The sequence below is a fragment of the Bacillus sp. MT94 genome (assembly GCF_058792475.1).
Genome location: NZ_JBXAEZ010000010.1, coordinates 94,023 through 119,562 on the forward strand (window position 1 = coordinate 94,023; position 25,540 = coordinate 119,562).

25 protein-coding genes are annotated in these 25,540 nt (G+C 36.5%); 6 read left to right on the top strand and 19 right to left on the bottom strand.

Features of this window, described 5'->3' with window-relative positions:
* Positions 1 to 115 precede the first annotated feature (115 nt).
* The 9 genes from AC1Q51_RS25955 to AC1Q51_RS25995 form a co-directional block, all read right to left on the bottom strand.
* Entirely contained in the window at positions 116 to 1,879 is a 1,764-nt protein-coding gene (locus tag AC1Q51_RS25955) for an ABC transporter ATP-binding protein (protein WP_000229518.1), read from the bottom strand.
* The gene (locus AC1Q51_RS25960) at positions 1,879 to 3,630 is read right to left on the bottom strand and encodes an ABC transporter ATP-binding protein (RefSeq protein WP_023522787.1); all 1,752 of its coding nucleotides are present in this window, start codon (positions 3,628 to 3,630) and stop codon (positions 1,879 to 1,881) included. Before AC1Q51_RS25960 ends, AC1Q51_RS25955 begins: the two co-directional genes overlap by 1 nt.
* Before the next feature lie 122 nt (positions 3,631 to 3,752).
* On the bottom strand, positions 3,753 to 3,974 hold the full coding sequence (locus tag AC1Q51_RS25965) for a YneF family protein (RefSeq protein ID WP_001123317.1): 222 nt from the start codon (positions 3,972 to 3,974) through the stop codon (positions 3,753 to 3,755).
* 77 nt (positions 3,975 to 4,051) lie between these two features.
* Positions 4,052 to 4,492, bottom strand: a complete 441-nt coding sequence (gene sirA, locus AC1Q51_RS25970) for a sporulation inhibitor of replication protein SirA (protein WP_000860652.1) — start codon at positions 4,490 to 4,492, stop codon at positions 4,052 to 4,054.
* A 156-nt stretch (positions 4,493 to 4,648) separates the two neighbouring features.
* Positions 4,649 to 6,649, bottom strand: coding sequence for a transketolase (tkt, locus tag AC1Q51_RS25975; RefSeq protein WP_016512442.1), 2,001 nt, complete (start codon positions 6,647 to 6,649; stop codon positions 4,649 to 4,651).
* Positions 6,650 to 6,946: 297 nt separating this feature from the next.
* Positions 6,947 to 7,750: a phosphonate ABC transporter, permease protein PhnE gene (phnE, locus tag AC1Q51_RS25980; protein ID WP_001082388.1), complete on the bottom strand. Its 804-nt coding sequence runs from the start codon at positions 7,748 to 7,750 to the stop codon at positions 6,947 to 6,949.
* On the bottom strand, positions 7,750 to 8,544 hold the full coding sequence (gene phnE, locus AC1Q51_RS25985; protein WP_001000773.1) for a phosphonate ABC transporter, permease protein PhnE: 795 nt from the start codon (positions 8,542 to 8,544) through the stop codon (positions 7,750 to 7,752). The genes phnE (AC1Q51_RS25980) and phnE (AC1Q51_RS25985) overlap by 1 nt, the downstream gene beginning before the upstream one ends.
* Positions 8,541 to 9,314 (bottom strand): phosphonate ABC transporter ATP-binding protein, encoded by a 774-nt coding sequence (gene phnC, locus AC1Q51_RS25990; RefSeq protein ID WP_000569234.1) that lies wholly within the window; start codon positions 9,312 to 9,314, stop codon positions 8,541 to 8,543. The genes phnE (AC1Q51_RS25985) and phnC overlap by 4 nt, the downstream gene beginning before the upstream one ends.
* A 95-nt stretch (positions 9,315 to 9,409) precedes the next feature.
* Positions 9,410 to 10,348, bottom strand: coding sequence for a phosphate/phosphite/phosphonate ABC transporter substrate-binding protein (locus tag AC1Q51_RS25995; RefSeq protein WP_000915063.1), 939 nt, complete (start codon positions 10,346 to 10,348; stop codon positions 9,410 to 9,412).
* Between the two features lie 184 nt (positions 10,349 to 10,532).
* On the opposite strand from AC1Q51_RS25995, the gene AC1Q51_RS26000 reads away from it, so the two are divergent.
* Entirely contained in the window at positions 10,533 to 12,116 is a 1,584-nt protein-coding gene (locus AC1Q51_RS26000; RefSeq protein WP_090977337.1) for a bifunctional metallophosphatase/5'-nucleotidase, read from the top strand.
* A 40-nt stretch (positions 12,117 to 12,156) separates the two neighbouring features.
* Here the strand turns inward: AC1Q51_RS26000 and AC1Q51_RS26005 are convergent, their stop codons facing one another.
* Positions 12,157 to 12,396 carry a DUF896 domain-containing protein gene (locus AC1Q51_RS26005; RefSeq protein WP_000607015.1) on the bottom strand — a complete coding sequence of 80 codons (240 nt, stop codon included), beginning with the start codon at positions 12,394 to 12,396 and terminating at the stop codon, positions 12,157 to 12,159.
* Between the two features lie 45 nt (positions 12,397 to 12,441).
* On the bottom strand, positions 12,442 to 13,098 hold the full coding sequence (locus AC1Q51_RS26010) for a YneB family resolvase-like protein (RefSeq protein WP_000991471.1): 657 nt from the start codon (positions 13,096 to 13,098) through the stop codon (positions 12,442 to 12,444).
* Between the two features lie 141 nt (positions 13,099 to 13,239).
* Between AC1Q51_RS26010 and lexA the strand changes: the two genes are divergently transcribed.
* Positions 13,240 to 13,860 (top strand): transcriptional repressor LexA, encoded by a 621-nt coding sequence (gene lexA, locus AC1Q51_RS26015; RefSeq protein WP_000413738.1) that lies wholly within the window; start codon positions 13,240 to 13,242, stop codon positions 13,858 to 13,860.
* A 91-nt stretch (positions 13,861 to 13,951) separates the two neighbouring features.
* Here lexA and AC1Q51_RS26020 read toward each other — a convergent pair whose 3' ends face one another.
* The 7 genes from AC1Q51_RS26020 to hflX form a co-directional block, all read right to left on the bottom strand.
* Entirely contained in the window at positions 13,952 to 14,755 is an 804-nt protein-coding gene (locus AC1Q51_RS26020) for a DUF4097 family beta strand repeat-containing protein (protein WP_001986547.1), read from the bottom strand.
* Positions 14,756 to 15,298: a DUF1700 domain-containing protein gene (locus tag AC1Q51_RS26025; RefSeq protein ID WP_000031386.1), complete on the bottom strand. Its 543-nt coding sequence runs from the start codon at positions 15,296 to 15,298 to the stop codon at positions 14,756 to 14,758.
* Positions 15,291 to 15,614 (bottom strand): PadR family transcriptional regulator, encoded by a 324-nt coding sequence (locus tag AC1Q51_RS26030; protein ID WP_098284272.1) that lies wholly within the window; start codon positions 15,612 to 15,614, stop codon positions 15,291 to 15,293. Before AC1Q51_RS26030 ends, AC1Q51_RS26025 begins: the two co-directional genes overlap by 8 nt.
* A gap of 621 nt (positions 15,615 to 16,235) precedes the next feature.
* Entirely contained in the window at positions 16,236 to 17,570 is a 1,335-nt protein-coding gene (gene glnA, locus AC1Q51_RS26035) for a type I glutamate--ammonia ligase (protein ID WP_000092763.1), read from the bottom strand.
* Positions 17,571 to 17,618: 48 nt separating this feature from the next.
* On the bottom strand, positions 17,619 to 18,008 hold the full coding sequence (gene glnR, locus AC1Q51_RS26040) for a transcriptional repressor GlnR (protein WP_000656783.1): 390 nt from the start codon (positions 18,006 to 18,008) through the stop codon (positions 17,619 to 17,621).
* A 174-nt stretch (positions 18,009 to 18,182) separates the two neighbouring features.
* Positions 18,183 to 19,454 (bottom strand): methionine gamma-lyase family protein, encoded by a 1,272-nt coding sequence (locus AC1Q51_RS26045; protein WP_000460282.1) that lies wholly within the window; start codon positions 19,452 to 19,454, stop codon positions 18,183 to 18,185.
* Complete coding sequence (gene hflX / locus AC1Q51_RS26050) at positions 19,447 to 20,721, bottom strand: GTPase HflX (protein WP_139213263.1); 1,275 nt, start codon at positions 20,719 to 20,721, stop codon at positions 19,447 to 19,449. Before hflX ends, AC1Q51_RS26045 begins: the two co-directional genes overlap by 8 nt.
* Positions 20,722 to 20,813: 92 nt before the next feature.
* Between hflX and AC1Q51_RS26055 the strand changes: the two genes are divergently transcribed.
* Together AC1Q51_RS26055 and AC1Q51_RS26060 are read left to right on the top strand one after the other, a co-directional pair.
* Positions 20,814 to 21,437 carry a trimeric intracellular cation channel family protein gene (locus AC1Q51_RS26055; RefSeq protein WP_000312267.1) on the top strand — a complete coding sequence of 208 codons (624 nt, stop codon included), beginning with the start codon at positions 20,814 to 20,816 and terminating at the stop codon, positions 21,435 to 21,437.
* A 99-nt stretch (positions 21,438 to 21,536) separates the two neighbouring features.
* Complete coding sequence (locus AC1Q51_RS26060; RefSeq protein WP_000181505.1) at positions 21,537 to 21,674, top strand: hypothetical protein; 138 nt, start codon at positions 21,537 to 21,539, stop codon at positions 21,672 to 21,674.
* Between the two features lie 31 nt (positions 21,675 to 21,705).
* Here the strand turns inward: AC1Q51_RS26060 and spoVK are convergent, their stop codons facing one another.
* The gene (spoVK, locus tag AC1Q51_RS26065) at positions 21,706 to 22,662 is read right to left on the bottom strand and encodes a stage V sporulation protein K (protein ID WP_000438177.1); all 957 of its coding nucleotides are present in this window, start codon (positions 22,660 to 22,662) and stop codon (positions 21,706 to 21,708) included.
* A 264-nt stretch (positions 22,663 to 22,926) separates the two neighbouring features.
* On the opposite strand from spoVK, the gene AC1Q51_RS26070 reads away from it, so the two are divergent.
* Both AC1Q51_RS26070 and AC1Q51_RS26075 read left to right on the top strand, forming a co-directional pair.
* On the top strand, positions 22,927 to 23,892 hold the full coding sequence (locus AC1Q51_RS26070; protein WP_000450330.1) for a tyrosine-type recombinase/integrase: 966 nt from the start codon (positions 22,927 to 22,929) through the stop codon (positions 23,890 to 23,892).
* Positions 23,893 to 24,005: 113 nt separating this feature from the next.
* Positions 24,006 to 25,540, top strand: a 1,535-nt coding sequence (locus AC1Q51_RS26075) for a collagen-like repeat preface domain-containing protein (RefSeq protein ID WP_492331802.1), incomplete at its 3' end; no start/stop codon positions are given.

Sequence of the window (25,540 nt, forward strand, 5' to 3'; positions counted from 1 at the left end):
TTTTTTTACTTCGTATACATACAATATGTACAAATTTCATAAGAGGACACGACATTTATGCTATAGAAACAAAGAGTAAATATATTTTGTATACAAAATAAAAAAGACCTTGTATTTACAAGGCCTTTTGCAAACTCCCTTTATTTTGTAACAAGTACATATTATAATACAAACCTTGCTCACTTAGTAATTCTTGATGTGTTCCTCTTTCTACTATCTCTCCATCATGCATCACAAAAATTTGATCTGCATCTTGAATTGTAGATAACCTATGCGCAATGGCTATCGTCGTTCTACCTTTTCGCATTTGTTGCAACGCTGTTTGAATAGCCTCTTCTGTTTCTGTATCGATATTAGCTGTTGCTTCATCTAATACTAATACTTTCGGATTCGTTGCTATCGTTCTAGCAAAAGCAATTAATTGTCGTTGACCGCTTGAAAATGCTGCACCTCTTTCTACTACTTCTGTTTCATACTGCTCTGGTAACTTTTCAATAAACGTATTCGCTTGCACAAATCGAGCAGCTTCTTTTACTTCTTCATCCGTAATTTCTTCATTATACATACGAATATTTTGCTTTACATTTCCAGCAAATAAAAATGCATCTTGCAATACGAGTCCTATTTTCTTTCTAATTTCTCGTTCTTCAAATTTTTCTAAATCTACACCGTCTATTACAATATTTCCTGACTTAAGATTATAAAATCGCATTAACAAATTCATAATCGTACTTTTTCCGCTACCAGTATGCCCAACAAAAGCAACCGTTTGCCCTTGTTTCACGTGAAATGATACATTTTTTAAAACGTCACGCTTTCCATCATACGAAAAAGTAACATTTTTAAATTCAATATCTCCATCCACAACTTGAGGATTCTCATTGCCTTTTTGAACCGGTGCTAAATCTTTCTCGTCCATTAAATGAAATACACGTGATGACGAAACAAGTGCCTGTTGGAAAAAGGACAATTTCATCATCATCTCATTTACAGGTTGGAAGAAACGATGTATATAGTTAACAAAAGCATATAAAACTCCTACTTCAACAGGGCTCTTTAAAGCATCAATCCCAAATAAACCTAGTACTAAAGCAATAGCTACAATATGTACTAAATCCGTAGCTGGTCGTAAAAGTAATGCGTCTAACTTCAATGTACGTCGCCCTGCACTATAATGTTTATTATTCACTTCTTCAAACTCTTTTCTCATACGTTTTTCTTGTCTGAACACTTGAACAATATTCATTCCTTGTATGGACTCGTTCAATTTTGCATTTAACACGCTTAGTTGATTACGTACTTCTAAATAAAAAGCTGCACTTTTCCGGCGATATAATACCATAATCGCGAACATTATCGGAATTAATACGAGAGAAAATAACGCTAATTTTACATCTAATAAAAACATCGCTATTAAAATACCTACTAAAAAGACTACATTTTTCACAAATGTTGATAATACACTGACATAAAAATCTTTAATCGCTTCCGTATCATTCGTTATACGAGATACGAGCGTACCAATTGGCGTACGATCAAAGAAACTTAATGACAGCTTTTGAACATGTTCATATACTTCAACTCGCATATCTTGAACAATCTTAAAAGCAATGTTCTGAAAGTACAATAGATTTAAATACGTAAATAATACTTTTAATAAATGAGCAACTATGTAAATTACAAATAAAGTAACGAGTGCTGATCGTTCAAAATCCCGCGGTACTAGGTGTTCATCGAGGAATTGTTTAATTAAAAAAGGCCCCATCATTTCCGTTACTGTCGCACCAACTAAAAAGATAAACGCTAAAGATAGCAACCCTTTATATGGCTTCATATAAGAAAGCAATCTACTTAAATCACTTCGCTTCTTCTCTACCATCATACGCCTCCTTTCTCAACTAAAGCTTCTAATTGCTGACTTTCATACATTTCTTTATACCAGCCGTTTTCCTTCATTAATTCCTCATGTGTACCTCTTTGTACAATTCTACCTTCATCAACAACAAGAATCAGATTGGCATGCTGAATTGCACTTAATCGGTGTGCAGTAATAATCGTCGTTTTCCCTGCTCTTTCCCTCTTTAAAGCACTTAAAATTGTCTCTTCTGTTTTTGCATCTACCGCTGATAAACAATCATCCAAAATTAAAATTTCAGCATTTGTTAATAAAGCACGAGCAATAGAGATTCGCTGTTTTTGACCACCAGATAACGAAACGCCTCTTTCCCCTACTACTGTTTCATATCCTTCTGAAAATTGGAGGATATCATTATGAATACAAGCAATATCTGCAGCTTGGGTAATTTCATTATATGTAGCATCCGCCTTTCCAAAGGCGATATTCTCACCAATACTTGCTGAAAATAAAAAATGATCTTGTGGCACATATGAAATAGCAGAACGGACACCATGAAGTGTTAAATCTCGAATATCTCGCTCCCCAACTTTTAATTCACCATTAAAATGATCATACTCACGGATTAAACATTTTAATAAAGTCGTTTTCCCTGCACCTGTACGTCCTACAACTCCTAGCGTTTCGCCCTTCTTCAAATCAAAGTGAATATCGTTTAAATGTAACAGTTCATTTTTCTTATACGAAAATGAATCAACGGCAAACGAAACATTACCGCTCGCTATCGTATGTACAGCATTTTCTCTATTTACTACATCTGATTTTTGTGAAAGAATTTTTTCTACACGGTCATATGAAGCACGCCCACGCTCCATAATATTGAACAACCATCCAAACGCTAACATTGGCCAAACGAGGGTACCTAAATATGTCGTAAATGTAACGAGATCACCTACTGTTAATTCACCTCTTACAACTAATACCGATCCGTAACATACTGCAATTAAAAAAGAAAATCCAACGATAAGAGCGATTGTCGGATCAAATAACGAATCAATACGTGCAACTAACACATTTTTATGCACAACATCTTCTGATTTTTTTCGAAACGCCTGCAAATCTTCTTTCTCTTGTCCAAGCGATCGAATCACTTTCATTCCACTCATACTCTCTTGCACTTTATCATTAATTTCCGAAAACGATTGCTGTGCTTTATGAAACCTTTTATGTAATAATGTTCCATAATAATTTGTCGAAATGGCTACAATCGGCATCGGAATTAAACTTAACAATGTTAACTTCCAACTTATTGTAAAACCCATCGCTACGAGTACACATCCCCCAACAGCCAATGAATCAACAAGCGTTAAAACACCCGCTCCAGCAGTTTGCTGGATCGCTTGAATATCATTGGTCGCATGTGCCATTAAATCACCTGTTCGATTTGACTGATAGAAAGATGGACTCATCTTTGTAAAATGTTCATATAAATTTTTTCGTAATTGGCGAGCTAATTTTAACGAAGACCCGAAAATCATAATACGCCATATGTAACGTAATATGTACATCGTAATACCTACAATTACTAATAGTACAACCCAATTTAGTAACTTATTGGTCGTCAATGTTCCATCATTAATTTCATCTACAACGATTCCAATTACTTTTGGTGCTACAAGTTCTAAAAGTGCAACGCCAAATAATAAAATAATTCCGGTTATGTATGCTCGTTTTTCTTGTTTAAAAAACCACGCTAAATTCATAAACACTTTCATTTTTTTCCTCCTCCCTTAAAATGAGCGATGTTTTCAGTTTATCAAAAATACAGAATTTTTAAAAGTTTTAAAAACTGTAACTAACAAAAAGAAAGACACTCTTAGCGAGTGTCTTTTAGCGCTTATTTCATTTGTTGCTTGTTCATTGCGCTCATCATTTGATTGATTTTCTTTTGGGAAGGTTTTTGTCCCATTTGCATCATCATCATTTTTAACATTTGTTCATTAATTGGTGGATTTTTTTGTAAGTAATTCATCATGTATTTGCGGGCAATGAAAAATCCTAACGCCACGCCTGCTACTAGTGCTACTACGCCCACTAGAATACCTAACCAAATTGGCATATATTTTCCTCCTTCATGTTGTCTACCTTACAGTGTACTAAAACCTTTTCAATAAGACAAGATACAATTCGACATTTTTACACATATGTTCGTACTTGTTTTAGAGGATTCAGCCATCCGTACTTTGTATTTTCATAATCCATAGCTAAAAATGTTAATTCACACTTTCTTAACACCTCAAAGAAAGTCGTTTCCATAGAGACATTTCCAGAGGTATTCATACGAATATAGTGCGGTTTCACCATTATTTCACCGTACTCCGCTCCCGTATAAAGTGTATGTGTATGATGTGTTCTATCATATTTACCAAGAACGCGCAAAGCTTGTTCTAATTTATGATGAATTTTCATTACTTGCAATGGTTTTGTTATATACATCATTTGTTTATATAACACTTTTTTCTCCGAAAGGGACCCAGATTCTGAAAATCGAGCAAATAAATCAAAAAACAAATATTCACGACCAAAATAAGATTTCGCAATATCCTCTTGAATTAAATACAATTCATACGTTTTCATTTTTCCCCTCCCAATCTGGACAACCTTTTCTCTTCATTATATATAAGAAAATTTGCAATGATTGTCTGACTGCGGAGAGATAAAAAACTTTTTCTGTCGAAAAAACTCATTTACATAGAAAAATCTCTCCATGCCGGAGAGATTTTTCTGAAATCATTAAAGCATTTCTTTTACTTTACGAACAACGTTCTCTACAGTAAATCCATACTCTTCCATAATCTTCTCACCAGGAGCAGAAGCACCGAATGTATCGATACCTAACACATCTCCTTCAAGACCTACGTAACGGTGCCATCCGAATGTAGCACCCATTTCGATTGCGAAACGTTTTGTTACTGCTTTTGGTAATACAGATTCTTTGTACTCTGCAGTTTGAGCTTCAAAACGATCCATAGATGGCATGCTGACAACAGCTGCGTCAACACCGTCTGCTGCTAATGCTTTTTGAGCTTCAACAGCTAGGCTTACTTCAGATCCAGTTGCAAGTAAGATAACATCAGCCGTTTCTTTCTTGCTTGCAGAAACTACATATGCACCTTTTGCTACTTTTTCATACGTATCATCTTTTGCACCTTCTAATGTTGGAAGGTCTTGACGAGTTAATACTAAAGCAGTTGGTTTGTTTGTAGATTCTAAAGCCAGTCTCCAAGCTGCAACAGATTCGTTACCATCAGCTGGACGGATAACAGAAACGTTCGGCATTGCACGAAGCGCTGCTAATTGCTCGACTGGTTCATGTGTTGGACCATCTTCACCAACAGCGATACTGTCATGTGTGAATACATACGTTACTGGCAATTGCATTAATGCTGCAAGGCGAATTGCTGGACGTAAGTAATCAGAGAATACGAAGAACGTACCACCGTAAGTTTTTAAACCGCCATGTAATGCAATACCGTTCATTGCTGCACCCATTGCGAACTCACGTACACCGTACCAAATGTTTTTACCGCTGTAATCATCTCTTGTAAAGTCTTTTTCGTTATTCATGTATGTTTTGTTAGAACCAGCAAGGTCAGCAGATCCACCGAAGAATGATGGTACAGACTCTGCAATTGCATTAATTACAGCACCAGAAGAATTACGAGTTGCTGCTTTTGATCCTAATTCATAAGTTGGTAAGTTTTGCTCCCAACCTTCTGGAAGTTGACCGTTCATTGCTGCTTGGAATTCGTTTGCTAATTCTGGGTATGCTTGTGCATATTCACCTAGCATAGTGTTCCACTCAGCTTGCGTAGTTTCACCAACATCTTGTACTGTTTTACGGAAGTTGTCGTATACCTCTTCTGCTACGTGGAAATCTTGCTCAGCAGTCCAAGCATATGCTTCTTTCGTTAATTTTGTTTCTTCTACACCAAGTGGAGAACCATGTGAAGCTGATTTTCCTGATTTGTTTGGAGAACCGAAACCAATTGTCGTTCTTACTTCAATTAGCGTTGGGCGTTTTTCGTCAGCTTTCGCTTCTTCAATTGCTTTCGCGATTGCTTCAATATCGTTTCCATCCTCAACACGGATTACTTGCCATCCGTATGCTTTGTAACGATCTTCTACACTTTCAGAGAATGAACGATTTAAATCGCCATCTAATGAAATATCGTTTGAATCATAAAGCACAACAAGGCGACCTAATTGTAAATGAGCAGCTAATGAAGATGCTTCAGCAGAAACGCCTTCCATTAAATCTCCATCACCACAAATAGCGTATGTATAATGATCTACTACATTATACGCATCACGGTTATATTTAGCAGCTAAATGTCTTTCAGCCATTGCCATACCTACAGCAGTTGCAATACCTTGTCCAAGTGGACCAGTCGTTGCATCTACACCAGCTGTATGACCGTACTCAGGATGTCCTGGAGTTTTGCTTCCCCATTGACGGAAGTTCTTTAAGTCATCCATTGTTACATCATAACCAGATAGGTGAAGTAGGCTGTATAATAACATTGAACCATGACCTGCAGATAATACGAAACGATCACGGTTAAACCACGTTGGGTTATTTGGATTGTGTTTCATAAATTGAGTCCATAATGTATAAGCCATTGGTGCTGCACCCATTGGCATTCCTGGGTGACCAGAGTTTGCTTTTTCAATCGCATCGATGGATAATGTGCGAATCGTGTTGATAGAAAGTTGTTCGATTGAATGTGACATGCTATTCTTCCCTTCGCTTATATTAGTAAACGTTTTATACATTTATATGATAGCTTCCCACGCAAGATTATACAACATGTATCGACAAATATGTTGATATTTTTTTGATTTTTTATAAAAAAATCAATGTTTCCGGGAATGTATGGGCATTCAATATGACATACTTTTTTCATTATTTTTATTTTAAAAAGAAAGAGAATTATCTGTATATTTATACAATTTCCTTCTATTCTTACTTTTTTAAATACGTTTTTAAAAACATAAAAAAGCATCTAACTTCGATGCTTTTCAAATAAGTTAAACAATCCGTTTCCGAATCGAACTTGAAATCAAATCAATTATAATTACCATTAAAATAATACCTAATAAAATAATACCAACACGAGACCAATTCCGTGAACTCAGCGCAAAAATTAAAGGTGTACCAATCCCTCCCGCTCCAATAACCCCTAAAATCGCAGCGGATCGTACATTAATTTCAAATCTGTATAACGTATACGATAGAAAATCTGGTAACACTTGTGGTAACACTGCATACCAAAGTATTTGAAAACGGTTTGCTCCTGTTGCTAGCAACGCTTCCGTCGGTCCTTTATCTATGTTTTCAATTCCTTCTGAATATAGTTTCCCTAACATTCCAATAGAATGTAATCCTAAAGCTAATACTCCTGCAAAAGAGCCTGGACCAACAGCTTTTATAAATAAAAGAGCCATAACTAATTCAGGAAACGTACGAACAAAACTAAGTACAAATTTCCCAGATCCTGAAGTTAATTTTCCACTACTCATATTCGTTGCCGCCCAGAAGGCAAACGGAACAGATAAAAATGCAGAAATAAATGTACCTAATATCGCAATTGCCAACGTATCAATTAATCCATGCAATAAATCTTCACCATCTGGCAAAGATACATACGACCAGTCTGGATTTAATATCCCTGTCATAATTGCTTTCGTGATTTCACCTGCTGTGTCCTTTATCCCTTCTAATGGTACTCCTGAAAAGGCCCATACATATACAACTGTAAGTGCTATTAAAATAATCCAGCGATATATACTCGGTTTCTTCGGTTTTGGCACAATCATCGTCGTTCTATTCATTATAGTTTCTCCCGCAACAATGTACTAATGTAGTCAATTAACAAAACAACAATAAGGGTATAGATAATTATAGAAGCAGTTTGTTGATATTGTAAAAATCCAAGTGTACGATCATAATATAGTCCAATACCACCTGCTCCTACTAAACCTAGAACAGCCGCTGCACGTACATTCACCTCAAATGTATATAGTACATAGGAAACAAAGTGTGCTTTTACTTGTGGAATGACTCCATAAACAATCCATTGTACCTTAGTAGCCCCTACAGCTGTCATCGCTTCTAGTGGGCCAGGGTCAATTGATTCAATTGATTCATACAACAATTTCGCTACAAGTCCAATTGAAAAAAAAGTAAGAGCCAAAATACCTGGAAGTGGCCCAATTCCAAAAATCGCTACGAAAATAGCCGCCAATAATAAATCTGGTATTGTTCGTATAAAATTTAAAATCATTCGAGCTAGACTGTATAAAAATGTGTTAGTAAACACATTACTTGCTGCAAACAATGCAAGTGGAATAGCTAAAATCGCTCCTAAGGTCGTCCCGATAATCGCCATACGTATTGTATCTAACATCGCTGTTGTAATAACTTGAAAATAACTCCAATCAGGTGGCACCATTTCTTTCAATAGATCTACGATATTTGGAAAACCGTCTACCAATTTTGAAAATGATGCATCTACTTGTACACTACTACTCCACAGCATTAAAATAACTAAAATAAACGTTAACATATGTTTCAATTTACTCGGCGGCTTCGGTATTTCATTTGAATATATCGTCACGTCATTCATTTTACTGCCACCTCTAATAATTCGCTTTTCTGAGCAACGTCCCCATAAATTTCAGCAAATTTTTCATCCGTTGCTTCTTCTACTAAACCGTCAAAAACAATTTCTCCTGCATGTAATCCGATAATGCGTGTCGCATATTGTCTAGCCAAATCAATAGAATGTAAATTTACAATTGTCGTGATTCCAAAATCTTCATTAATTTTTTTCAAATCATCTAGCACTTGCTTTGTCGTAAGTGGATCTAACGATGCAACAGGCTCATCTGCCAATATGATTTTTGCTTCTTGCGCCAATGCTCTAGCTATCGATACACGTTGCTGTTGTCCTCCTGATAATTCATCAGCACGCGCATATGCTTTTTCTAAAATATTCACTCTTTTTAATGCTTGAAATGCGAGCTCCACATCTTCTTTCGGAAACAAACCTAACGTTGTACGTAATGTGGAATGATATCCAACACGACCAGCTAATACATTTTTTAATACTGTTGATCGCTTTACAAGGTTAAAACTTTGGAAGATCATACCGATATCCCGGCGCATACGCCTTAATCCTTTTCCTTTCGCAGAAGTAATAGACTCACCTTCAATAATGATTTCTCCTTCGGTAATCTCATGAAGACGATTTACGGATCTGAGAAGTGTAGATTTTCCAGCTCCGGATAATCCGACCATTACAATAAACTCACCTTTTTGAATCTTTAAATTTATATTATTCAATCCCCTTGTGCCATTCGGATACATTTTGGAAACATTTCGAAACTCTATCACACATCTTACCTACTTTCAATGTATTATCAATAACTAAAAAACGGCAAACTAACTGAAATCTCACACCTTCCAGCTAGCCGCCATTTCACTATGTATTATTGCGTCTTCACTGTCTTTCCATATTCACGAACAATATCAAATTTACTATCATCAGATTTAATATATCCTTCATGAGAATATACTTCTTTAATGATTTTACGGCCTTCCTCATTTTTTCCAATTTCAATGAAAGCATCTTGTAATTTCTTGCTCCACTCTGCATCTAAATCCGAGCGTACAGAAATTGTATCGTTCGGAATTTTCTCAGTAAATTTCACTATTTTCGTTTGATCAAATATATTCGGATAATCCTTTTTTACAATATTACGAGCATCTTGGAATACAACAGCTGCATCTACATCACCATTTAAAAGAGCAATAAGTGACTGATCATGCCCTTTTAATGTAACAGGTTTCACATCCTTTAGCGGATCAATTCCCTCTTTTAATAGAACAGCTGCAGGCCATACATATCCTGCTGATGATGTTACATCTTGATAACCAATTTTTTTACCTTTTAAATCTTTTACACTATTTATATTAGAGTCTTTTTTAACAACAAACTCAGATTTATAATAATCTACTAAATCTTTTGTAGGAGCTCCTGTTTCATCCTCTACTCCAAAACGTTGTGCTTGTAAAATTACATTTGCAGCCTTCTTTTCATGTGCTAATACGTACGCTGTTGGCGGTAAAAATCCTACATCTACTTGTTTAGATGCCATCGCTTCTACAATTGTATTGTAGTTAGTTGAAATACTAACTTTTACCGGAATATTTAATTTATCGCTTAATAGCTTTTCCAATGGTTTTGCCTTTGCCTCTAACGTATCCGCATTTTGAGAAGGAACAAATTGAACATTTAAGGTCTTTGGTACATAACCTTTTTTCGTATCTTCATTTTTACTTGCACTGGACTCTTTCGTCCCGCAGCCACTTAATAATCCGGCCGCTAGTACAACTGTTGTACTCATTGCAAAAACTTTTTTCAACATATTAATGCCTCCATTTTTCTTGTTATAAAATAACCTTCCGTAAACATGAAGAAATATATCACATATTTTGATACACAATTGGTTATTTACAGAATCTTTACACATTCTATACATTCACATCAAAATTCACTTCACATATTTGATATGATTAATTGGAAGATAACAATAGAAAAGGTGAGTCATATTGGAACAAAATCAAACTGTAACTTTAAACATCTTATTAACAAGCGATATACATGGCACTGTTTATCCTATTCACTACCAAGATAACTCCCCAGCAGAACTTGGTTTAGCTAAAATTTCTACTCTTATAAAAAAAGAACGTTCCCAAAATACAAACGTTCTTTTAATTGATAATGGCGACTTTATTCAAGGAACACCATTTACTTATCATTACGTTACATACGAAAAAAACAAAAAAAATCCAATGTCCTTATTAGCGAATTACTTACAATATGACGCTGCAATTATCGGCAATCATGAATTTAATTACGGGATGAATATATTAAATAATGCTGTGACTACTGCGAACTTCCCGTACCTATCAGCAAACATATTAGATAAAAACATAAACAAACCTTATTTCGGAAAACCTTATTTAATCAAACAGATTGAATCCAATATAAAAATCGCTATTTTAGGGGTAACAACACATTACATCCCAAATTGGGAACAGGCCCATCACATTAAAGATTTACTATTTGAAGATGCATTAAAGACTACAAAAAAATGGGTTTCTTATATTCGCGAACATGAGAAACCCGATTTATTAGTCGTAGCCTATCACGGTGGATTTGAAAAAGATTTACAAACCGGGGAACCTACTGAAGTGTTAACAGGTGAAAACCAAGGATATGCAATGTGCCATGAAATTGAAGGCATAGATCTTTTACTAACAGGTCATCAACACCGAGAAATTTCTCACACAATGGCTAACGGTGTAACAATTTTACAGACCGGATGCAATGGACACTCAGTCGGCAAAGTAAAAGTAACATTCGAAAAAACGAAACGTAAATGGGTAAAAAAAGAGAGCTCTTCTGAATTATTATCTGTACAAGGAATTGAAGCGGACCAAGATGTACTTTCATTGGTAGCCGATTACGAAGAGAAAACACAAAAGTGGCTTGATCAACCTATTGGAATCATTCAGGGGGACATGCAAATTTCAGATGCTATGCAAACTCGTTTGCACGATCATCCTTTTATCGAATTCATAAATAAAATACAGATGGATATAGCTAAGGTATCAATTTCTTGTACAAGTTTGTTCCATAATACATCTCCAGGTTTCCCGGAACATGTAACAATGCGTGACATCGTTTCTAATTATATTTATCCAAACACATTAAAAGTAATTAGAATAACTGGAGCTGATATAAAAGCCGCTCTTGAACTCTCTGCTTCTTATTTCACATTAAAAACAGATGGATCCATCATCGTAAGTCCTACCTACATAGAACCAAAACCACAACATTATAATTATGATATGTGGGAAGGGATTTCATATGTATTAAACATTTCAAAACCAATTGGTGAAAGAGTAGAATCTTTACAGCATAACAGTGCTCCTCTTAATACGAATGAAGAATATGAAGTTGTAATGAATAATTATCGTGCAAGTGGCGGGGGAAATTTCTTTATGTTTCAAAACAAACCGGTAGTAAAAGATATACCCACAGATATGTCTGAACTTATCGCTAATTATATATTGGAACATAAAACGATAGAAGCAACAGTTAATAACAACTGGAAAGTTATTAAATAACGATTTTTACAAATAAAAAAAGATGGGCTTCGCCCATCTTTTAATTTAATTTTGCATTATCTTGCTTTTTTAAAGCTTTTAATTTCGTCGGTGTAACATCTGTACCTTCTTCGTTAACAACTTTAATTCCTTTAAGTTCGTTTAACATATTTTGACGAAATCCTTTTAAATATTGTTCACGTAGCGATTGACGCTCACGTTGCTCTTCTTCAGTTAAACCTTCAGCTTTTGCTTTTTTCGCTAAGAAGTTAATGCGTTCAACGAGTTCGTGATTAATCATCTCGAATCCCCCTTCTAATCAAAACTGATTATTATCATACAATAGTTACTCTTCTTTATCAAGCAATTGCTTCGTATACTCTACATATCTACGATGTACAGTCGCCTTTGAAACATTATGACCAAATCCACGTAATGTTGCTGCAATTTCTTCAAACGTGAGTTCACTTTTTCGCAAACGTACAATTTCCTCAATTGGCACTTCTTTTTTCTCTCTTCCTACACTTAAATGACGATTTTTTAAATTATTTTCTGGACGATAACCTTTTTCTACTGCACGTTGCATACCTCGTTTAATTTTCAAATTATGAATCTTTCTTTGATATTCTTCAACAATACCAATAATATCTAATACCATCGAATCAGAATCCGACAATTGTAATTCACCATTATGTGTATGCGTATATACTTTTATGCCTTCTTTATGTAAACAATGCATTAATGCGATCTTCGCATTTCCTCTACCAAGGCGCGTTTCATCTTGTATAAGTAACACATCAATTTGTTCGTCTCGAATTGTATCCAGCACCTCTAATATACCGTCACGTTCAATTGTATATCCACTAGCCTGCTCTTCAATCACCTTAGTAACATTCATTTGATAGCGCTCAGCTAAATGCAATAATTCATCTTTTTGACGTAATAATGATGTTTCTTGCGCTTCTTTCGTTGTACTCACACGTGCATAAATAATTGCATTCATTTTGAACCCCTCTTTCTCCCTATTATTTCCCTATAGTGTAACATAAATCCGCCATTTGTTCGAACTTATGTTTGTAGAATGTTTTTTCACATGTTATACTTATTAATAAGAAAAATGAAAGAAAACGAGGTGTTAGAAAACATGGAAAAGTTAACGAAACGCCAGCAAGACATTCTCGACTTTATTAAGCTAAAAGTACAAGAAAAAGGATATCCACCTTCCGTACGTGAAATTGGTCAAGCAGTCGGCCTCGCTTCTAGTTCTACAGTGCACGGACATTTATCACGATTAGAAGAAAAAGGATACATTCGACGCGATCCAACAAAACCACGTGCCATTGAAATTTTAGGTGAAGACCGAATGGATACGGAAACACAATCTGTTATTCAAGTTCCAATTGTCGGAAAAGTTACTGCCGGTTTACCAATTACAGCGGTCGAAAGCGTAGAGGAACATTTCCCACTTCCAGCTAGTATTGTTGCTGGAGCAGACCAAGTGTTCATGTTACGTATTTCTGGAGATAGTATGATTGAAGCTGGTATTTTCGATGGAGATTTAGTTGTTGTTCGCCAACAACAGTCTGCATATAATGGTGAAATTGTAGTCGCTTTAACAGAAGATAACGAAGCAACTGTTAAACGTTTCTATAAAGAAAAAGACCATTTCCGTCTACAACCAGAAAACTCTTCATTAGAACCTATCATTTTAAAACAAGTTTCCGTTATCGGGAAAGTAATTGGCGTATATCGTGATTTACATTAAAAATAATAAAAAGAAGATAATTACCTTATTTATATACGGTAATTATCTTCTTTTTTGTATTTTGATAGATTTCCATACATTCTATTTCTTATTAACGAGTTTCAATCGTCACATCTCCCGCAGCCGTTTTACCGCTAATCTTTTTACTACCATTGCCAATTGTTACGTTATTATTTTCTTCATTAAAAATTGTTACATCTCCAGCAGCACTTTGCCCAGTAATTACCGCATCTTGTGGTTTTTCCGATAAAGTAATATCTATATCTCCCGCAGTTGAACTTGCTTCTAGATTATACTTGGAATCATGATCTTGAATATTTATTTCCCCACTTGTTGTTTTTGCGGTCACTTTCCCTAATACCTTCTTAAAGTTCACCTCACCAGCTTTTGTCGATCCCTCCACATTCTTAGCCGTTACTTGTTTCAACTCTACTTCTCCAGCAAGTGTTCTAACACTTACGCTATCACTTTTCACATCACTCATTTCGATTTGTCCAGCAGATGAATTTACTTTTACATCTTGATAAGAGCGTTCGGGCACAAGGAGAGTCAATTTAGACGTTTGAAACCTAAAATCATAAAAAGAAAAATCAAATGAAGCACCTTTTTCTCTTTCCCCAATAATTTTTAATGTGTCACCATCTTCTGCAATACGAATCTCTTGTTTACGTACATCTCCTGATTGCTTTACATAAAAAGAAGAATCAGGAGATTTTTGGATAACAATATCTCCGGCATCTAACTTAACTTCTATATTTTTTAATGTTTCGTTTTTAATTACATCTTCTTTATCGCCTTTTTCAGCAGTTTGTACTGCTTTTTCATATGTTTGGGAAATTCCTATTACTCCAATAATGATACAAGCGATAGCGATTAAAAATAGTTTTTTCATCATTTACTCTCCTTTTATCATTTTGAAGTTCCATATTACATATCGTACACACAATCTCTTAAACCACTTTGTACTATAAAAAGCGATAATACACAACAATAAACCTACTCCAACAAACGTTATACTAACGAAAAGATCCAACCATATAAAAGTACCCATAAATACTTTTCCAATAACGAAAAATGGTGTTACTACACTAGCAATACCACCAATCCAAAAAGAAAATATAAAAGCAACAATTGCGACTAACGGGCCTAACACAATAATAAAATTAAACAAACTAAGTCCAATCGCTGCCATAACAGCTCTTGTCACATTTGAAGTCGATGGATTTTTTTTCATTTCATCGAAGCGATACATCGCAAGTAACTCTTTTGCGATTACTTTCGGAGAACCAAGGCCCTGAATTATTTCTGATTCAGTTTTCCCCTCTTCTAGTCCAAACTGAAAGTGCTCTTCATAATCCAATAAAATATCTTGCCTCTCTTCCTCTGGTAACTTTCTAAGATAACTTGATAATTCTTTAAGAAACCCTTCTTTACTCATCCCATTCCACCCCTTCAATAATTTCTTGTACCCCTTTCGCAAAATCACGCCATTCTGTTACTAACAAATGAAATTGCGTCTCCCCTTGCTCTGTTAATTGATAATATTTACGAGGTGGCCCTTCTGTAGATTCCTTTAAATACGTTTGAAAATACCCTTCTTTCGTCAAACGACGTAACAAAGGATATACTGACCCTTCCGATATTAAAAATTTACTAGAAATTTGCTGAACAAGTTCATAACCGTAACTATCTTTACGTTTTACAAGTGCTAATACACAAAGTTCAAGCACACCTTTTTTAAACTGAACGTTCAAGTGTTATCCTCCTTTCCTATCTTAGTACTGTTCAATACACGGTACCTGTTTTATCCATAATATACCACTTAGTATTATTTATTGCAAGGTACTAAGTTATATTTATTCCCTAAATTTAGAAAATGAACTAACGAAATTCTGAATAAGACTGTGTTATAACTGAGCATCATTACGTTAATATCATTGAGTAATAATCTGATTCACAAGCCACAAACTTATAGCCTTGCAGATGAGGACATAAAAATCATCGCTCGCGTTGTACAAGGCAGTAAAGAATTATTAAGTTTTAGCACAAGTGATTAAAAAAGATAAGATCAATTCTTTTGAAAAGATTTTCTTAGTAACATGATTCAAAATAACCAAAAACAATCCATTATCTAGTAGTTAACATATCCAATAACTTCACTAAAAAAGCCCTGATACCGTAGTATCAAGGCTTTTTCATTTCACAAATTATATAAAACTTACATTTATCATCTGATAATGTTTTTCTATGATATCACTACTTGTTATTAATTATTGGCTTTTATGTGGCTGTTTTTCATTTTGCAACCATATAAAATTGTAATAATAGGGAATTAAAAAACCCTTGATACGAGTTGTATCAAGGGTTCAAGCCTCTTAGTATAGAGACATATATTGATCGCGTTCCCATTGGTGAACTTGTGTTCTAAAGATATCCCACTCAATCTCTTTCGCTTCGATGAAGTGCTCAAGTAAGTGTTCTCCTAGTGCACCGCATACTACTTCATTAGATTGTAATGTAACTAACGCTTGCGCTAATGTTGCTGGTAAGTCAACGATACCTGCTTCTTCGCGCTCTTCTTTTGTCATTACATAGATGTTACGGTCTACTGCAGCTGGTGGAGTTAATTTGTTTTTAATTCCATCAAGACCTGCAGCTAATAATGTAGCCATTACTAAATATGGGTTTGCAGCTGGGTCAACACTACGTACTTCTACGCGTGTACTAATACCACGAGATGCAGGGATACGTACTAACGGGCTACGGTTTTGTGCAGACCACGCTACGTAACAAGGCGCTTCATATCCAGGTACTAGACGTTTATATGAGTTTACAGTTGGATTTGCTATCGCTGTAAATGCTGGTGCATGTTTTAAAATACCTGCGATGAAGTGACGAGCATCATCACTTAGTTGTAAGTCACCGTTTGCATCAAAGAATACGTTCTCACCATTTTTAAATAATGATAAGTTACAGTGCATACCTGAACCGTTCACACCGTATAGTGGTTTCGGCATAAATGTTGCGTGTAAACCATGTTTACGGGCAATTGTTTTTACAACAAGTTTGAATGTTTGAATGTCATCACATGAGCGAATTGCATTTGCATATTTAAAGTCAATTTCATGCTGCCCTGGAGCAACCTCATGGTGAGATGCTTCAATTTCAAATCCCATTTCTTCAAGTTCAAGAACGATATCACGACGACAGTTTTCCCCTAGATCCATCGGCGCAAGGTCGAAGTATCCACCGTTATCATTTAATTCTAATGTTGGATTTCCTTTTTCATCAACCTTAAATAGGAAGAATTCTGGCTCTGGTCCAAGATTGAAGTCTGAAAATCCTAAAGCTTCCATTTCTTTTAACACACGTTTTAAGTTGTTACGTGGGTCTCCATCAAATGGAGTGCCATCTGCATTGTAAATATCACAGATTAGTCGAGCTACTTTACCTTTTTCAGCTGTCCAAGGGAAAATTACCCAAGTGTCTAAATCAGGATATAAATACATATCAGATTCTTCAATACGTACGAAACCTTCAATCGAAGATCCATCAAACATCATTTTGTTATCAAGAGCTTTCGTTAATTGTCTCACTGGAATCTCTACGTTTTTAATTACCCCTAAAAGGTCCGTAAATTGTAAACGGATATACTTTACATTCTCTTCTTTCGCCAAACGGAAAATATCTTCTTTTGTGTATCTAGACATTATAAATTCCTCCTTAGTCCCTCTAATCGCCTTCAGAATCAGTTATCTTTAGTGAAAAAATCTTGAAATGTCACCTTGTCGCAATGAAGTTCGATTGAATCTACCTGTATGTTGTAGTTCATCTCGAAGTATTTTGCGAAGCTCAGTTTTTGAAATTTCTTTCGTTTCTTCTTTTACTTTCACTGCTTCTGTTTGATTTTCTTTCATTAGTAACACTTGCTTAATACCAGCCATATTCAAGCCTTGATCTAACAAATCTTTAATCTCTAACAACTTATCTACATCGTTAAATGAAAATAATCTACGATTCCCCTTTGTACGGGTTGGAGAAACAAGATTATGCTCTTCATAGTAGCGAATTTGACGTGCAGACAATTGTGTTAAATCCATAACAATACCAATTGGAAACAGCGGGGCAGAACGTCTATCTTCTTTCATTTTTCAGTTCCTCCTTCGCCTTAACTGCTTCTCATTTTATAACATGTTATGTTTAGTGTCAATAGATGTTAGCTTTTCTTACATGATTTTTTTATAAATTTTTTCATTCTTTTTTCTAATCGCATAAATCGTTACTTTTATACGAAAAAAGCTGCCGATATCGACAGCTCCCCTTTAAGAAATTGTTAATAAATTCTTTTCAATCAATTCATCAATCGCAGAACAAATCGCAATTTTAACATGCGAATACGTTAATCCACCTTGCACATATGCAACATACGGTGGTCTAATCGGACCATCAGCAGACAATTCAATACTTGCACCTTGAATAAATGTTCCCGCCGCCATAATTACATCATCTTCATAACCTGGCATATAGTTTGCATACGGAGTAAAATGCGAATTAATTGGAGATGCATATTGAATCGCTTGGCAGAAGGCAACCATACGGTCTTTATCATCAAATTGAACAGATTGAATTAAGTCTGTTCTTGGTGCATTCCACGCTGGTGACGTGTTCATTCCTAACTTTTCTAAAAACGCAGCTGTAAAAATTGCACCTTTCAGCGCTTGTCCTGCAACATGTGGCGCTAAGAAGAACCCTTGATACATTTCTTGCAGACTGTATAAAGACGCTCCAGCTTCCGCACCAATTCCCGGAGATGTTAAACGATATGCACACGCTTCAACATACTGTTCTTTACCGACAATGTAACCACCAGTTTTTACAATTCCCCCGCCTGGGTTTTTAATAAGCGAACCCGCCATTAAATCTGCACCAACATGACACGGCTCTTGCTCTTCAATAAACTCCCCATAACAATTATCTACAAACACAACAACATCAGGTTTAATTTCTTTAACAAACGCGATCATCTCTTTAATTTGAGAAATAGTAAACGATGGACGAGTAGCATAACCTTTCGAGCGCTGAATACCGATCATTTTCGTATTACTATGAATCGCTGCTGCAACAGCTTCAAAATCAACAAGCCCACCTTCAGTTAGCGGAACTGCATTGTAACCAATATTATATTCTTTAAATGAACCTACACCTTTCCCACGCACACCAACGATTTCCTCTAACGTATCATACGGTTTCCCAGTAATGTACAATAACTCATCTCCTGGACGTAAAATACCGAATAACGCTGTAGAAATAGCGTGAGTACCTGAAATAATTTGCGGACGAACAAGTCCAGCTTCCGCCCCAAATACATCAGCATACACTTTTTCTAACGTATCACGGCCAATATCATCATAACCATAACCTGTCGTCGGGATAAAATGCGAGTCACTAATTTTATGTTTACGAAAACTTTCTAATACACGAAACTGATTACTTTCAATTACTTCATCCGCACGTTTATGTACTTCTGTAATCTGATTCTCTACTTCTTTTACGATTGGAGCAATTTTTTCTCCATTTTTCAAACGATCAAACATTTTTATTTTCTCCTTCTTCCACTAAAAATCTCTTTAATTGCACATTAAGCGATGAATGAGTAAAAATATACCCTGCACAATCATATACAAATTTATCTTCCAGAAACTCCATCTTTGCTAATAGCGTTTCCGTCTTTAAAAGCGTTAATAACTTACCTTCACTCGGAGGGATTTCTACTCGATAACGATCCATTTCTTTCTTCATTTTCATTTCTATCGCTTCTTTTATACGCAATAAATCACTTTCTTCAAAAGCACTAGTCATTAAGAAATCACTTTTCGGAAACGGAATAAAGTTTTGATGTAATTCATCTTTTTTATTATATAACGTAATAATAGGAATATGATTAATTTCAAGTTCTGATAATAATCGTTTTACTGTTTTTTCATGCCCTATGTAGTTAGGATCCGCAGAATCAACTACATGTAAAATAATATCTGCTTCCCCCGCTTCTTCCAGTGTTGAACGAAAAGCAGCAATTAATGAAGTGGGTAAATCTTGTATAAAACCAACAGTATCAGTTAGTAATACTGTATAACCAGAAGGTAAGGGCATCTTCCTCGTCGTTGGGTCTAGTGTTGCAAACAGAAGGTTTTCTTCAAACGTATTAGCTTCCGTTAATCTATTAAACAGTGTCGATTTCCCTGCATTTGTATAGCCTATTAATGAAATTTGAAATACTTTATTGTCTTTTCTTCTCTCACGATATCTTTTTCGGTGTTCCACAACAACTGCAAGTTGTTTCTTTATTTCATCAATACGCGATCGAATATGACGACGATCCGTCTCAAGTTTCGTCTCACCCGGTCCTCTCGTTCCAATACCACCACCAAGACGTGATAAGGACAACCCTTGCCCCATAAGACGTGGCATTGTATATTGCAACTGAGCTAATTCTACTTGAAGCTTACCTTCCCTCGACTTCGCACGTTGCGCAAAAATATCTAGTATTAGTTGCGTTCGATCAATTACTCTCGAATCTAATACTGAGGATAAATTCCGAATTTGACTCGGCGTTAATTCATTATTAAATATAATAACATCCGGCTCTAATTCTTCAGTTAGCATTGTAAGCTCTTCTAATTTCCCTTTACCTATGTAAGTTGCCGGATGAAACTTTGGTCGTTTTTGCGTTGTTGAAACTAACACTTCCGCTCTCGCAGTCTTAGCTAGTGATGCAAGCTCTTTCATGGAATGCATAAATTTTTCATCATCATCTTGCGGCAATTGACAGCCTACTAATATGACTTTTTCTTTTTCTTCCATCAAATATGTTCACTCATCCTTTTCGAAATTTAAACCTTCTAATATAATAGCAGAGGAAGCACATTTCATCTAGTTAGCGGGGGAGAAAATTCATGGCATGGGAGATTTTTAGCATCATAGGCACAATCGCTTTCGCACTAAGCGGAGCCATTGTTGCAATGGAAGAGGATTATGATATTTTCGGGGTGTATATTTTAGGAATGGCAACCGCATTTGGGGGAGGTGCCCTTCGTAATTTATTAATCGGTTATCCGATTGTCGCGTTTTGGCAACAAGACATGTTATTCCAAATCGCACTTTTATCAATGACTATTATTTTTCTTTTTCCAAATAAGTTAATTAGACATTGGAAAAAGTGGGAAAATATCACTGACGCTATCGGCTTATCAGCATTTGCTGTACAAGGAGCATTATATGCTCAAAAATTAAATTTACCAATTAGTGCCACAATCGTGGCAGCTGTTTTAACTGGTATCGGCGGCGGTATCATTCGCGACCTTTTAGCCCGCAGAAAACCTCTCGTTCTTCGAGCTGAAGTATATGCCTTTTGGACAATTTTAGCAGGTTTCTTAATTGGCGCTCAAATTATTGTTAGCGATTGGGCCCTTTACATTTTATTCATTTTAATTGTTTGCTTCCGCATGGTTTCTATTCATTACAAATGGCATTTACCGCACAGACGTATCGAAACGAAAGAACGTTCAATGCATAAATAGCAATCTAACCTCTTTACATATCGTAAAGAGGTTTTTCTTTTCTAACGATTTTTTCTTTATATAATGTTTATACTAATTTTTAAAGTGAGGTGAATACAAATGACAAACCACGTTAATAAAGGAGCTCAAAAAAGTTCAGTAAACCAATTTGGACACGACCCTAATTCAGCACACGAAAAGAGCGCTAAAATGGAACGCTTCCATAAAGCGCACCAAGAAAAAGCAAAAAAAGAGTAAACGAACTTATACACAAAAATAGACGCACAGTTTATGTACTGTGCGTCTCCTCTTCGAGCATCAAATCCATACTCGATATTCCAATTAAATCATTTTTATCATACGTATCTTCTTGCAACAACCGCATCGCCTGTGTACGAATTGATTTTTCAACAATATTCCGTACATATCGCCCATTACTAAACGATGTAATTTGCGACGAATACTTCACCGCATGTAAATGATCCCTAAATTTCCATTCAGCTTCTTTTGATAACTGATATTCACGATCTTCATACATTCTCTTTCCAATTTCCAATAGCTGATTTACCGAGTAATCCGCAAATTCAATAATAAATGGAAAACGAGATTGCAGCCCTGGATTTAATGAAAGAAAGTGATTCATCTCTCTTGAATATCCAGCTAAAATCAATACAAAACCATGTTGTTTATCTTCCATATGTTTTACAAGCGTATCAATTGCTTCTTTTCCAAAGTCCTTCTCTCCTCCTCGAGCTAAAGAATACGCCTCATCAATAAACAAAATACCTCCCATTGCTTTTTTTATTAAGTCTCTTGTTTTTTGAGCTGTATGGCCGATGTACTCTCCTACAAGATCAGCACGTTCAGCTTCAACCAAGTGGCCTTTCGATAGAATATTCATCTCAAACAGCAATTTTCCTATCATTCTAGCAACAGTTGTCTTCCCTGTACCCGGATTCCCTTTAAACAGCATATGAAGCACTTGCTTCTCAGACTTCAATCCCTTCTCTTGTCTTTTTTTATTCACATAAATCCAAGCATATATTTCTTTTATTATCTTTTTTATATCATCCATCCCAACAAGCTTCCCCATCTCTTCTTCAATTCTCTGCAGCATTTCATGTTTAATTGTAGTTTCATTTGAAATTACCGTTTTATTTTCTGCGGCTGGCAAAGAAATTTTCTTTCGATGGTTTAACACAATATTAATTTGATTGTTGTTTTTCTTTCGCATCGATTGTTCCATACAATCACCTCATTTTATCCCGCTATTTGCGAGCAGTAAGACTCCCACCTCGACATTCAGCAAACGCTTGGTATTTAAGCGGGAGATAACCGCCCGTAAATGCCCGATTGGTTCAACTAATAATCGCAGAGGATGAACAAAATCCCCACTGATTATAGTTTCACTTTATCCACTCACCAAATATTATTATTCCTGTCCCCCTTGTAAATGCCTATTTTCAGAAAAGTTTGCTATAATATAAGAAATAATTAAGGTGGTGGGACTATGGAGACAACGGAATTCCATGATACAATACAAGCCTTTTCTATTTTTTTATTGAATAAAGGCCGAAAACCCTCAACTATTAAACGTTATGTTTATGACGTTGAAGACTTCGGACATTGGTTAGAAAAAAACAAAAAGCTCCCTTCCAGTAATATATGGGCTACACTTTGTACAAAAGACTACGAAGATTACTTTTCCGATTTAAAAACGAATCGACATTACTCAGAAAAAACGATGCATCGTGTATTTACTGTATTAAATAGAATGCATCACTTTCTAAACATTCCCAATCCATTGAAGAATATGGAAATATCTATTCAACCAGACCGTACACTTCGTAACGAAGATTTCATTTCACCTGATGAAGAAAAAAGATTAAAGTATATAGTCACTTCATTAGAAGGACTTTCAGAAAAACAACTTCCTGTGCGCCCTTTATTAATGGATCGCAATATTGCTATTTTAAATCTATTGATCGACTACGGTTTATCCTTACAGGAACTTACAGCATTAACAATGCATCACGTTCACTTTGAAACTAACACATTGTCAATCCCAGCAACCGCAGGTGTAGAAAGAACAATTACATTAGCAAAAGAAGACAAAAAACAACTATATAATTATTACAAAAGTATCCCAGAACCAGTTCGTCCTAAGTATCATAGTGATGATTCATTGTTTGTCGCATTTGATTTTAACCGTGGAACATACAGGTGGGTATATGAAAATGATGCACCAAAGGCATTAACGGAAATTGCTATACAAAAAATGATTCGCCTCGAAGTGGCTAGAGCCAATTTACGTAAAGGAATTTCAGGACAACATTTTCGTAACACCTATATTTTAAACTTAATAAAAAAAGAAACTCCTGAATCAGAAATTATAAAACTCGCTGGATTCAAATCAAAAATTTCATTAAAGCGATATTATCAATACGCAGAAAATAGAAAAAACGCCTTATTGTAAGGCGTTTTTTCTATTTTTTCTTTAAACAAACGATTTTACTATGACCATTTAACTAATTTCTGCATCTACTATGATGAGTTTCGTTCACATTTTCGTGAGAAAGGAGAGATTTAATGTCTCGTTATAACGACAATCAAAACAAATTCTCCAAACCATGCTTTCCAAGTAGCGCTGGACGAATCCCAAATACTCCATCAATCCCAATTACTAAAGCTCAACTTAGAACATTTCGTGCGATTATTATTGATTTAACAAAAATAATCCCAACACTTTTTGCAAATCCATCTCCCCAAAATATTGAAGATCTAATCGATACATTGAACCTACTAAGTAAATTTATTTGTTCACTAGACGCTACTTCCTCCCTGAAAGCACAAGGGTTAGCTATTATTAAAAACTTAATAACTATATTAAGAAATCCAACCTTTGTAGCAAGCGCTGTATTTATTGAGCTTCAAAATCTCATTAACTATTTACTATACATTACAAAATTATTCCGAATTGACCCTTGCACACTTCAAGAGCTTCTTAAATTAATAGCAGCATTACAAACTGCTCTAGTTAATTCTGCTTCGTTCATTCAAGGACCTACCGGACCTACTGGACCAGCAGGCGCTACTGGCGCTACCGGACCTCGAGGTAACACGGGCGCTACTGGCGCTACCGGTGCCACTGGACCTCGAGGTAACACGGGCGCTACCGGCGCTACTGGACCTCAAGGTAACACGGGTGCTACCGGCGCTACTGGTGCTACTGGACCTCGAGGTAACACGGGCGCTACTGGCGCTACCGGACCTCAAGGTAACACGGGCGCTACTGGCGCTACCGGTGCCACTGGACCTCAAGGTGTTCAAGGTAACACAGGTGCTACCGGTGCCACTGGCGCTACTGGTATAGGAGTTACCGGACCTACCGGACCTTCTGGCGGGCCTCCTGGACCTACTGGACCTCAGGGACCTCAAGGTAACACAGGTGCTACTGGTGCCACTGGACCTCAAGGCGTTCAAGGTAACACAGGTGCTACTGGTGCCACTGGACCTCAAGGTGCTCAAGGTAACACAGGTGCTACTGGCGCCACTGGACCTCAAGGCGTTCAAGGTAACACAGGTGCTACTGGACCTCAAGGTGCTCAAGGTGCTCAAGGTAACACAGGTGCTACTGGTGCCACTGGACCTCAAGGTGCTCAAGGTAACACAGGTGCTACTGGACCTCAAGGTGCTCAAGGTAACACAGGTGCTACTGGTGCCACTGGACCTCAAGGCGTTCAAGGTAACACAGGTGCTACTGGTGCTACCGGCGCTACTGGACCTCAAGGTGCTCAAGGTAACACAGGTGCTACTGGTGCTACCGGCGCTACTGGTGCTACTGGACCTCAAGGTGTTCAAGGTAACACAGGTGCTACCGGTGCCACTGGCGCTACTGGACCTCAAGGTGTTCAAGGTAACACAGGTGCTACCGGTGCCACTGGCGCTACTGGTGCTACTGGACCTCAAGGTGTTCAAGGTAACACAGGTGCTACCGGTGCCACTGGCGCTACCGGTGCCACTGGCGCTACTGGTATAGGAGTTACCGGACCTACCGGACCTTCTGGCGGGCCTCCTGGACCTACTGGACCTCAGGGACCTCAAGGTAACACAGGTGCTACTGG

What these genes read in the sequence shown, in the direction of transcription:
- AC1Q51_RS25955 (WP_000229518.1), bottom strand. Translation starts at nt 1,879, where the DNA reads ATGGTAGAGAAGAAGCGAAGTGATTTAAGTAGATTGCTTTCTTATATG.
- AC1Q51_RS25960 (WP_023522787.1), bottom strand. Translation starts at nt 3,630, where the DNA reads ATGAAAGTGTTTATGAATTTAGCGTGGTTTTTTAAACAAGAAAAACGA.
- AC1Q51_RS25965 (WP_001123317.1), bottom strand. Translation starts at nt 3,974, where the DNA reads ATGCCAATTTGGTTAGGTATTCTAGTGGGCGTAGTAGCACTAGTAGCA.
- sirA (WP_000860652.1), bottom strand. Translation starts at nt 4,492, where the DNA reads ATGAAAACGTATGAATTGTATTTAATTCAAGAGGATATTGCGAAATCT.
- tkt (WP_016512442.1), bottom strand. Translation starts at nt 6,649, where the DNA reads ATGTCACATTCAATCGAACAACTTTCTATCAACACGATTCGCACATTA.
- phnE (WP_001082388.1), bottom strand. Translation starts at nt 7,750, where the DNA reads ATGAATAGAACGACGATGATTGTGCCAAAACCGAAGAAACCGAGTATA.
- phnE (WP_001000773.1), bottom strand. Translation starts at nt 8,544, where the DNA reads ATGAATGACGTGACGATATATTCAAATGAAATACCGAAGCCGCCGAGT.
- AC1Q51_RS25995 (WP_000915063.1), bottom strand. Translation starts at nt 10,348, where the DNA reads ATGTTGAAAAAAGTTTTTGCAATGAGTACAACAGTTGTACTAGCGGCC.
- AC1Q51_RS26005 (WP_000607015.1), bottom strand. Translation starts at nt 12,396, where the DNA reads ATGATTAATCACGAACTCGTTGAACGCATTAACTTCTTAGCGAAAAAA.
- AC1Q51_RS26010 (WP_000991471.1), bottom strand. Translation starts at nt 13,098, where the DNA reads ATGAATGCAATTATTTATGCACGTGTGAGTACAACGAAAGAAGCGCAA.
- lexA (WP_000413738.1), top strand. Translation starts at nt 13,240, where the DNA reads ATGGAAAAGTTAACGAAACGCCAGCAAGACATTCTCGACTTTATTAAG.
- AC1Q51_RS26020 (WP_001986547.1), bottom strand. Translation starts at nt 14,755, where the DNA reads ATGATGAAAAAACTATTTTTAATCGCTATCGCTTGTATCATTATTGGA.
- AC1Q51_RS26025 (WP_000031386.1), bottom strand. Translation starts at nt 15,298, where the DNA reads ATGAGTAAAGAAGGGTTTCTTAAAGAATTATCAAGTTATCTTAGAAAG.
- glnA (WP_000092763.1), bottom strand. Translation starts at nt 17,570, where the DNA reads ATGTCTAGATACACAAAAGAAGATATTTTCCGTTTGGCGAAAGAAGAG.
- glnR (WP_000656783.1), bottom strand. Translation starts at nt 18,008, where the DNA reads ATGAAAGAAGATAGACGTTCTGCCCCGCTGTTTCCAATTGGTATTGTT.
- AC1Q51_RS26045 (WP_000460282.1), bottom strand. Translation starts at nt 19,454, where the DNA reads ATGTTTGATCGTTTGAAAAATGGAGAAAAAATTGCTCCAATCGTAAAA.
- hflX (WP_139213263.1), bottom strand. Translation starts at nt 20,721, where the DNA reads ATGGAAGAAAAAGAAAAAGTCATATTAGTAGGCTGTCAATTGCCGCAA.
- AC1Q51_RS26055 (WP_000312267.1), top strand. Translation starts at nt 20,814, where the DNA reads ATGGCATGGGAGATTTTTAGCATCATAGGCACAATCGCTTTCGCACTA.
- AC1Q51_RS26060 (WP_000181505.1), top strand. Translation starts at nt 21,537, where the DNA reads ATGACAAACCACGTTAATAAAGGAGCTCAAAAAAGTTCAGTAAACCAA.
- spoVK (WP_000438177.1), bottom strand. Translation starts at nt 22,662, where the DNA reads ATGGAACAATCGATGCGAAAGAAAAACAACAATCAAATTAATATTGTG.
- AC1Q51_RS26070 (WP_000450330.1), top strand. Translation starts at nt 22,927, where the DNA reads ATGGAGACAACGGAATTCCATGATACAATACAAGCCTTTTCTATTTTT.